The sequence below is a fragment of the Dialister sp. genome (genome assembly GCF_051885895.1).
Classification (GTDB): Bacteria; Bacillota; Negativicutes; order Veillonellales; family Dialisteraceae; genus Dialister.
In genome coordinates this window covers 1-9228 of sequence record NZ_JBJEXP010000077.1, presented here as the reverse complement: position 1 = coordinate 9228, position 9228 = coordinate 1, and the positions used below count along the sequence as shown (strand labels likewise).

General features: G+C 51.0%; 11 protein-coding genes. 5 read left to right on the top strand and 6 right to left on the bottom strand.

Annotated features, from left to right (window positions below; translation table 11 throughout):
- From ACI4N7_RS06385 to ACI4N7_RS06375, 3 genes are all read right to left on the bottom strand, one after another.
- Positions 1 to 692: D-alanyl-D-alanine carboxypeptidase family protein (locus ACI4N7_RS06385; RefSeq protein ID WP_439732519.1), on the bottom strand; the 692-nt coding region annotated here is incomplete at its 3' end.
- A 91-nt stretch (positions 693 to 783) separates the two neighbouring features.
- Positions 784 to 1107 (bottom strand): DMT family transporter, encoded by a 324-nt coding sequence (locus tag ACI4N7_RS06380; RefSeq protein WP_439732518.1) that lies wholly within the window; start codon positions 1105 to 1107, stop codon positions 784 to 786.
- A gap of 238 nt (positions 1108 to 1345) precedes the next feature.
- A complete protein-coding gene (locus tag ACI4N7_RS06375; RefSeq protein WP_439732517.1) occupies positions 1346 to 2740 on the bottom strand; it encodes an NCS2 family permease in 1395 nt (464 codons plus the stop codon).
- A gap of 217 nt (positions 2741 to 2957) precedes the next feature.
- Here ACI4N7_RS06375 and ACI4N7_RS06370 point away from each other — a divergent pair, with 217 nt between their 5' ends.
- A complete protein-coding gene (locus tag ACI4N7_RS06370) occupies positions 2958 to 3872 on the top strand; it encodes a 4Fe-4S cluster-binding domain-containing protein (RefSeq protein ID WP_439732516.1) in 915 nt (304 codons plus the stop codon).
- A gap of 280 nt (positions 3873 to 4152) precedes the next feature.
- Here ACI4N7_RS06370 and ACI4N7_RS06365 read toward each other — a convergent pair whose 3' ends face one another.
- The 3 genes from ACI4N7_RS06365 to ACI4N7_RS06355 all read right to left on the bottom strand — a co-directional run bounded on the left by ACI4N7_RS06365 (position 4153) and on the right by ACI4N7_RS06355 (position 5845).
- Positions 4153 to 4575, bottom strand: a complete 423-nt coding sequence (locus ACI4N7_RS06365; protein WP_439732515.1) for a hypothetical protein — start codon at positions 4573 to 4575, stop codon at positions 4153 to 4155.
- Positions 4576 to 4887: 312 nt separating this feature from the next.
- Positions 4888 to 5466: a GNAT family N-acetyltransferase gene (locus tag ACI4N7_RS06360; protein WP_439732514.1), complete on the bottom strand. Its 579-nt coding sequence runs from the start codon at positions 5464 to 5466 to the stop codon at positions 4888 to 4890.
- Positions 5450 to 5845, bottom strand: coding sequence for a thioesterase family protein (locus tag ACI4N7_RS06355; RefSeq protein ID WP_439732513.1), 396 nt, complete (start codon positions 5843 to 5845; stop codon positions 5450 to 5452). Before ACI4N7_RS06355 ends, ACI4N7_RS06360 begins: the two co-directional genes overlap by 17 nt.
- A gap of 160 nt (positions 5846 to 6005) precedes the next feature.
- On the opposite strand from ACI4N7_RS06355, the gene mltG reads away from it, so the two are divergent.
- The 4 genes from mltG to ACI4N7_RS06335 are packed head-to-tail and all read left to right on the top strand — an operon-like array spanning position 6006 to position 9180.
- Positions 6006 to 7067 (top strand): endolytic transglycosylase MltG, encoded by a 1062-nt coding sequence (mltG, locus tag ACI4N7_RS06350; RefSeq protein ID WP_439732512.1) that lies wholly within the window; start codon positions 6006 to 6008, stop codon positions 7065 to 7067.
- On the top strand, positions 7057 to 7671 hold the full coding sequence (locus tag ACI4N7_RS06345; protein WP_439732511.1) for an O-methyltransferase: 615 nt from the start codon (positions 7057 to 7059) through the stop codon (positions 7669 to 7671). The genes mltG and ACI4N7_RS06345 overlap by 11 nt, the downstream gene beginning before the upstream one ends.
- Positions 7672 to 7709: 38 nt before the next feature.
- Positions 7710 to 8942: a peptidase U32 family protein gene (locus tag ACI4N7_RS06340; RefSeq protein WP_439732510.1), complete on the top strand. Its 1233-nt coding sequence runs from the start codon at positions 7710 to 7712 to the stop codon at positions 8940 to 8942.
- Positions 8935 to 9180 carry a DUF4911 domain-containing protein gene (locus tag ACI4N7_RS06335; RefSeq protein WP_439732509.1) on the top strand — a complete coding sequence of 82 codons (246 nt, stop codon included), beginning with the start codon at positions 8935 to 8937 and terminating at the stop codon, positions 9178 to 9180. Before ACI4N7_RS06340 ends, ACI4N7_RS06335 begins: the two co-directional genes overlap by 8 nt.
- The last annotated feature ends 48 nt before the right edge of the window (positions 9181 to 9228 follow it).

Below are 9228 nucleotides of genomic sequence, written 5' to 3'. Positions count from 1 at the left end.
GCGGAGGCGGCCAGGCAGCCTCCGGCGGCGCGGGTATAGCCGGTCTTGATGCCGGTAGCGCCGGGATAGGTGTAGAGCAGTTCATTGCTGTTTCCGCAGGTGAAGATTTCAGAGGGCCTGAGGTAGCGGATCTGTTTCTTCTTCGTGGATACGATGCGGCGGAAAGTTTTGTTTTCCATGGCGTACCGGGCAAGACGGGCCATGTCTTCAGCGGTGGAATAGTGGTTTTCATCGGGCATGCCGTTGGCATTGACGAAGTGGGTATTTGCCATGGAAAGCTCTCTGGCTTTTTGATTCATCATGTCGGCAAAGGCTGGAAGGCTTCCGGCGGTGTTCTCTGCAATGGCAGTAGCGGCACCGTTATCGGAAATCATCATCATCTGGTTCTGCAGATCGCCCAGGGAGAGCCATTCTCCGCCGTTCAGGGCGGTGGACTCCACATGGGCGGCCTGGGGGCTGACAGATACCGTTTTATAGGGATCCCCCTTTTCAATGGAAAGAATACAGGTCATGATTTTTGTCATGCTGGCGGGATATTCTTTTTTAGCTCCGTTCTTTTCATACAGGAAACGGCCGTCAGCGGCGTCCATGATGACGGCCGCATCGGCTGTGATTTCCGGGGCGGCCGCCGATGCGGAAGACAGGAGAGCCATGGACAGGAATATGGCGAGAAGAAGTGATTTACGTTTCATATATGCCTCTTTTTATAAGGAATTTGGAAAGGATGGATCGAATCAGGGGAGCCTGCAGCCGGATTGCATGAATGAATCGGCGCTTCCTGCTTTATCTTCTGGCACCGAAAAGGTTGAGGAGGATACAGCCTGTGACAATGAGAGCAATGGAAAAAATGCCTGTCAGATTCAGCCTTTCCCCAAAGAAGAACCAGGAAATGAAAACAGAGGCGATGATTCCCACTCCGCTCCAGGTGGCGTAGGCCAGAGCCAGATTCAGATGGACAGCGGCCTTGGAGAACAGAAAAAAGCACAGGAGATAGGATAAAAGACAGCAGATGGTTGGAATGGGTTTCGTAAAGCCATAGGACATTTTTAGAAAAGTGGTGCCTGAAAGTTCCAGTATAATTGCCAGAAATAATAAGATGTAAGCCATGGGAATCCTCCTGTCTGATATCACAGTCTTCCGTAAAGAAGCATTTCCCGAGAGGAAATAAAAAAGCGTCCGGGAATTTCCTCCCGGCAAAAGCCGTACCTGCGGGAAATTCCTGAACACTTCTGCTTCTCCACCCGGTGGCGGAGAAAAGAAAATCAATCTGCCCTATACCTTATCACGGAAGGATCCTGTTTGTCAAAGGCAAGGCTGCATTTTCCAAAAGACGGTTGATGAAAAATCAAAGGAAAATATACTTCAGAATGAAGATGACTGTCAGTGCCATCATCAGCACACTGACCTTGTCCTTCCTGCCGGTAAAGAGGTTGATCAGGGTATAGGTAATAGTGCCGAAGGAAATGCCTTCTGCAATGCTGTAGGCAAAGGGCATGGCAATGATGGTGAAGTAGCAGGGAATCGCTTCGGTGGGATCACTGAAGTCAATGCCTGTAACAGCGGTAAACATGAGGAACCCTACAATGATCAGGGCCGGTGCCGTAGCAAAAGCAGGGATGGCCATGAAAATCGGGGAAAGGAACATGGAGAGCAGGAAGAGCACGGCAACGGTCACTGCAGTGAGACCGGTGCGGCCGCCTTCCGATACGCCGGAAGCACTTTCCACGTAGGTGGTAGTGGTGGATACGCCGAGCACGGCGCCTACGGAAGTAGCTACCGCATCAGCCATGAGGGCGCCCTTGATATGGGGCAGCTTATTGTTTTCATCCAGCATGTTGGCTTTGGCGGATACGCCGATCAGGGTGCCGATGGTATCGAAAATATCTACAAAGAGGAAGGCCAGGAGCACGACGACGAAGTTGAAGGTGCCCAGCTGGGAGAAATCAAGTTTCATGAAAATCGGAGCCAGGCTCTTGGGTTCGAAGGAGGAAAGGCCGGCGGAGAAGTTGGGGAGTGTGCTGAAAGCGCCCACGGAGGGATCCGGTACGTAGATCCCGGAAATTTCACAGAGAACACCGAGAATCCAGGTGAAAAGAATGCCCCAGAGGATATTGCCCCGGACTTTCTTCACGATGAGGATGGAGGTGAAAAGGATGCCGATAATGGCCAGCACCACAGGAACACCGGTGGTATGGAATGTGCCGGCGGCCATGGCTCCTTTAAAGGAGAAGAGGGAAATCTTGGTGGCAGGATTGGCCACAATGATCTGGGCACTGCCCAGGCCGATGAAGGCAATAAAAAGGCCGATGCCTGCGGATACTGCTTTTTTCAGGTTAATGGGGATGGCATTGAATATGGCTTCCCGCACATTGGTGAGAGACAGGATAATAAAGATGATGCCTTCCACAAAAACGGCAGCCAGTGCCATTTCCCAGGAATAGCCCATCTGTTTTACTACCGTAAAGGCAAAGAACGCATTCAGTCCCATGCCCGGTGCCAGGGCAAAAGGATAATTGGCAAAAACAGCCATGAACATGGTGCCCAGAAAGCCGGCCAGAGCGGTGGCGGTCAGAATGGCCCCCTTGTCCATTCCGGTGGTGCTCATGATACTGGGGTTGACGGCAAGAATATAGGCCATGGTCATAAAGGTGGTAATTCCTGCCATAATCTCCGTTCTGGTAGTGGTTCCGCTTTCACGTAAGTGGAAAATCCGCTCTAGAAGACCTGCATTGTTTTCCATGAATAAACTCCTTTCAGATTGACGTATACCGGCAGAAAAAAGGCCGGAAAACGATTTTTACGTTTTTATTATATGATTTTTAGCAGATTGAATCAATGAATTTTATCTATCTTCAGAATACGGATATTTCATTCTTTCATGAGGAAAAAGAGAAGGCCTGCCTCTCCTGTGCTACAATAAAGGATATAACAGAAAGACCGCAGAGAAGGAGTTTTATATGAGTATATGCAATATCTGCCCCAGGGCATGCAAAATAGAAAGAAAAATATCGGTCAAAGATCCGGGACAGCTCGGCTACTGCCGGTGCGCCATGCTGCCCGTCGTATCCCGGGCGGCGCTTCATCACTGGGAAGAACCCTGCATTGCAGGCACCCGGGGAGCAGGTACCGTGTTTTTCGCGGGGTGCAACCTTTCCTGTGTATACTGCCAGAATTATGAGATTTCCGAAATGAGAAAGGGAATCGAAGTATCCGTAGAACGGCTTCGGGAAATCTATTTTGAACTCATTGCACAGGGAGCCCACAATATTGACCTGGTGACACCCACCCAGTATACTCATGCCATTTTCCAGAGCCTGCGGGATCCTCTTCCCGTGCCGGTGGTGTACAACTGCGGCGGCTATGAAAGCGTTCATACTGTGGCTTTTCTCAGAAAGAAAGTGCAGTGCTGGCTGCCGGACCTGAAATATGCGGACAGCCGGGCAGCGGCCCGTTACAGCGATGCGCCCGACTATTTTGAAAAGGCCACAGCTGCCATTGAGCAGATGTACCGCCAGACCGGACCCTACAGACTGGACAGTGACGGCATCCTGCAGAAAGGCGTGCTCATCCGCCACCTTATCCTGCCGGGCCAGGTGGAGAACACGAAGAAGGTACTGGAATACGTAGCGGAAACCTTCGGACCGGGCGAAGTTCTCTTCAGCCTCATGCGCCAGTACGTTCCCTGCGGAAGGGCGGCGGAATTCCCTGAAATCAACCGTCCCATTACGGACGAAGAATACGAAGAATGCGAGAGCTATATGGAAGAACTGGGCATCGAGGACGGCTACGTCCAGCAGAAAGCAAGCTCCGACAAAATGTTTATTCCTGCCTTTGACGGTACGGGAGTTCTGAAGAGCAGTCCGGAGAAATAGGGATTGGAGATAAGGAATGCCTCCCTGCAGAATAGAGCCGTCTGAGCCGCAGCGAAGTATCTTTGTTCACGCACTGGCAGCATATCATCTTTTCATACCGGCGGGCAGGAAATGAAATCAATATAAGCAAACGCTCCTGAGAGAAAATCTCAGGAGCGTTTATATTTAACAAATCTGTTGGATGAATACGATTCAGCCTGTCAGGGCGATCATTTCAGCGGTTTGCATCCCTGCTCCGCAATTCAGGCGGAATTCATGCAGAGCATGGAGAATGGTGAAATTACCGGTCATCGGACGAATTGTAATCAAACTGGCCGCCATGGAAGTCAAAAATATCATGGCCTTCATATTTCTTGTAAATTGCGTAAATTTTTTTAAATTGACTGATTGTGATGGCGTGGTTCCCGGTAGGCTGTATGACAGAAATACCGGGCATGCCGTAGGCATAGAGCTTGGCAGTGAGATTAACATACATCCATGGATCTCCGTAGTTTCCGTGATGGAATCCGTAATGAAATCCTTCACTTCTGAGCCATTGAACAAAAGGTGAATTCAATTTGCGGAACTGCTCATCAACGATGAGAATAGCTTCACTGCCTGTTTTCAGAATTGATGTGTATCCCTTCAGCATCTCATCATTCCAGTTTTCAAGATACAGGTACTTCAAAGCATCCGTTGAGTTTGTCTCTTTTTCCTTTGTCATGAGTAAATACTCCTTTGTTTTTACTCATAAAGAAAAGGCTCATCGTCCGATGAGCCTGAGAGCCGCCTTCATTCCCATCGGTCAGCCTTTAGCACCTTGCCATCCGGTAGGTTGTTGTACAGTCATCGGGGCTGTCCCTCGTGCACTCTTTATGGTACTCAAAGTATAGCACCACTGCGAAAGGAAAAACAAGATCAAGAATCCCGGGCCTGCGGTATCAGCGGCATTTTTTTATTATCATAGGATACAGCTGAAGCCGGCCTGTGTCTTTTGGGCTTTCGGTTCAGGCCCGGAAACTGCCTGCGGGCATCATTACAGCGCTGCAAAGGGCACAAAATCTTTCGGCTGTTCCGGCTTTTCCCCTATCATTTTTTCCATCCAGATCATGTCATACCAATGGCCGAATTTATATCCGCACTGATGAAATAAGCCGATGGTTTTGAATCCCATATGTTCATGAAAGAGGGGACTGTCTTTGGGAAGGAAAGGGTCCTCTCTCTGTGTGCAGGCTATGCAGGCATAAAGGTTGTAGACATTCTGCGTGAGCAGTATGCTTTCCAGATGATGATAGAGCATTTTTCCAAGACCCCGGTGATGGGCCGATGTTTCCAGATAGATGGAAAGCTCGGCGGAGTGCTCGTAGGCCCGGCGCGCCTGGAAGGGGCCGGCATAGGCATAGCCCAGAATGTGTTTTCCTTTTTCTGCGACCAGGTAGGGATACCGCTCCAGCGTATGCCTGATTCTTTCCCGGAATTCTTCCGGAGAAGGAACCTCATATTCAAAGGTAATGGCGGTATGCTGCACATAGGGTGCATACAGGGCAAGCAGCGCTTTGGCATCCTGCGGAGAGGCGGTGCGGATGCGGAGTTTTTCGTTACTGTTTCCTTCCATTTCTTGCTTCCGCCTTTTCCATAAACTGCCGGCTGTTTACCAGAAAACGATCATGATCTGCCTCTCCGATATCTCCGTTTTCATCAGAGGCGGTAATATGGAAGGAAATTTTCTTTCCACGGATATCGGTGACTGTGGCCGTTACGGTTATGGTGCGGCCGGGGAGGGTAGGCGCCTTGTGGATCAGGGAAATGGATCCGCCGACGGTGGTTTCTCCTTCCTGCAGGAAGGGGGCAAGGGCTTTGCAGGCCGCTTCTTCCATGGCGGCGGAAAGTACAGGGGTGGCTAATACGGGAAGAGAACCGCTTTTGACTTTTTCTGCGGTATCTTCATTGGCAACGGTTTTTGTAATTTGTGCAGTAATTCCTTTGATAATCATGGTGAGTTCTCCTTTTCAAGACATTTTTCCTGTTATCAGCCTCTGACAGACAGTGCTGAAGAATCTTTCTGCCTTATGATATAATTATAGAATAATCTTTTCGGGATTATATTTCCACAAAACTACCTATAAAAATGAATTTTCACTGCGAGGTGCCAATTTGCAAGACAGAAAGACAGAAGATGCCGGGGAACCGGAAAAAAGACCTTTTCCCTGGAAGAACTGGAGCAGGAAGGAATGGAGCCGTTTGGCGGCCTGCCTCTGCCTGGTCATCCTGCTGGCGGCGGGCTATTATTTCTATGCTTTTGACCGGATAGGCCTTCACGGCAGCGCCATGGTGGATGTGCCGGCCAATTCTACAGGCAGGGATATTGCGGATACGCTGGAAAAGAAAGGAATCATCCGCAGCAGCACCCTGTTCCGCCTGTATTCACGGATTCTGGGAAGCGGGAAAAGCCTGCAGAGCGGTACATACAGGATGAAACAGGGACTTACGGTCCGGGAGGCCATGACGGAGCTCCGGTCAGGAAAAACAGAGTCGGTATTTGTAACGGTGCCGGAAGGCTACACGGTGCACCAGATTGCTTCTCTTTTGAAGGAAGCCGGTATTAAGGGGGCTGATGACTTTGAAGAAGAAGCCGCTTCCTACGGCCCTTTGAAATATCAGTACGGACCGACGGCGGCAGCAGTCAAGGGAGAGGGATTCCTTTTCCCCGATACCTATAATATCCCCAAGGAATACACGGCCCGCCAGATCTGCGATCTGATGTATAAGCGGACCGATACCATGCTGACCGGAGATATCCGGCAGAAAGCGGAGAAAAAGCATATGACCCTTCATGATCTCATGACCCTGGCCTCCATGGTGGAAAGGGAAGCCCGCTTCAAGGAAGATCAGGTGCCCATTGCTTCTGTCATGCTGAAAAGACTCCAGATCGGCATGCCTCTCCAGATTGACGCAACAATTCAGTATGCCCTGGGAAGTCCGAAGGAAGAGCTTACCATTGCGGATACCCAGATTGATTCTCCCTATAACACCTATACCCATAACGGCCTTCCGCCCGGTCCCATCGGCAGTCCCGGCATGGATGCCATAGAGGCGGTGCTGGATGCGGAGCCGGGAGAATATCTCTATTATGTGGCCCAGGCTGACGGCCATCATGTGTTTACCAAATCCTATGAGGAGCATCAGGCGGAGACGGAGACTATTTATGGCAAATGATTGGGAATCCCTGAAGTGTGAACTGGAAGACTATGCGGAAAAGCAGGGTGTGCCCATTATCCGCGGCCCGGAAAGAGAGCTTCTCCTTCAGGCGGCAGGCAGGGCTTTTCCAAAACGGATTCTGGAAATCGGGACAGCCATCGGCTATTCGGCCCTGCTTCTGGCAGAACGTTTTCCGGAAGCGGACATAGATACTGTGGAGGTAGATGAGGAGCGCCACCGTCTGGCGGAGGACTGCATGAAAAAGGCAGGCCTTTCAGAGCGGGTGCACTGCCGACTGGGGGATGCGGGGGACATCATTCCTACGCTGGAAGGCCCCTATGATTTCGTCTTCCTGGACGGCCCCAAGGGGCAGTACCTTCGGGAACTGAAGGCTATTGAACCTCTGCTGTCAGACCGGGCGGTGATTGCGGCGGACAATGTGCTCTTCCGGGGCTTGGTGAGGGGAAAAGATCCCGTACCTCACCGCTACCGCACCCTGGTTATGCGGCTCAGGGAATATATAGACTACGTGAACCGGCGTTATGAAACCCGTATTTATGTGGAAGGAGACGGCCTGGCCGTTTCCATAAAGAAAGAGAAAAGTCAGGGAAGCGCAGACTGATGCAGGCCGTGCTTTCCCGGAAAAAGAAAGGAAATGCAATGAAAAAGATGGAACTTCTCGCTCCGGCGGGAACGATGGAAAAAATGAAAATGGCCCTCCTTTACGGAGCGGATGCCGTATATCTGGCGGGAAAGGTCTTCGGCCTCCGCGCCTACGGCGGCAATTTTTCCATGGAGGAACTGAAAGAGGCGGTGGCATATGCCCACAGCATGGGGAAAAAGGTTTATGTCACCGTGAATATCATTCCCCGGAATGAAGATCTGGAAGGGCTGGATGATTACCTGAAATATCTGGAAAAAATCCATGTGGATGCCGCTCTCATTTCGGACCTGGGTGTCTTTTCCCTCTGCCGGGAAGTGGCGCCGGGCCTTCCCATCCATGTATCCACTCAGGCCAGCTCCGCCAACTGGCGCACTGTCAAGGTATGGAAAGACCTGGGCGCCGAAAGGGTGGTGCTGGCCAGAGAGGTATCGGTGAAGGAAATGGCGGAAATCCGGAAAAAGGTGGATATCGACCTGGAGGTCTTCGGCCACGGAGCCATGTGCATTTCCTGGTCGGGAAGATGCCTCCTGTCCAATTTCTTTACCAACGGCCGTCGGCAGTCCAACCGGGGAGAATGCATCCAGGCCTGCCGCTTCCGCTATGCCGTCATGGAAGAATCCCGCCCCGGGCAGTACTGGCCTGTGGAAGAGGATGAACACGGCACTTATATTTTCAACAGCAAAGACCTGTGCATGATTGACCACATTCCGGAACTGATTGAAGGAGGCGCCGCTTCCCTTAAAATTGAAGGCCGTATGAAGAGCGTGTACTACGTGGCTGCGGTAGTTGCGGCTTACAGGAAAGCCATTGATGCCTACTATGCAGAAGGCGGGGCTTACCGTGTACGGCCGGAATGGCGAGAGGAACTGGAAAAAGTATCCCATCGACCCTATACCACCGCCTTTGCCTTCCAGAACCCGGACCACAGCGCCCAGGAATATGTAAAATCCCAGCCGGAACAGCCCTATGATTTCGTAGGACTGATCCTGCCGGCGCACGGAGAGAAAGACACGAACCTTGTGCAGCAGAGAAACCATTTCAAGGTGGGAGAAATCCTGGAATACCTGACGCCTAAGGGAGATGTGGGCCTGGTCAAAATCATGAAACTGGTGAACGGAGAAGGAGAAGAAGTGGACAAAGCACCGCACCCTCTGGAAGAGCTGACGATGACCGGGGACAAGGTTCTTCCTGCCTACTCCATTCTGAGGAGGCGCGTAAGACATGGCTGAAGAAGATACCCGGGTGTATATTGAAATCCCGCCGGAAGAAGTCAATTATATCAACCGCATTATCGAAGGCTACGAATATCTGGGAGTACTGACTACCCTTGATGCAAAAAGGGCTACCTGCCAGATCAATTCCACCAAAGATACAAGGGACATTGTCATTGATGTCCTGACCCACCTGCCGGATGTGAAGGTCAAAATCCTTCCGGACAGAGAAGAAGCACTGCGGGGATGCCGGTAACAGATTCTCTTTACTGAGACAGACTGCACTTTTTTCTGACTGTATACA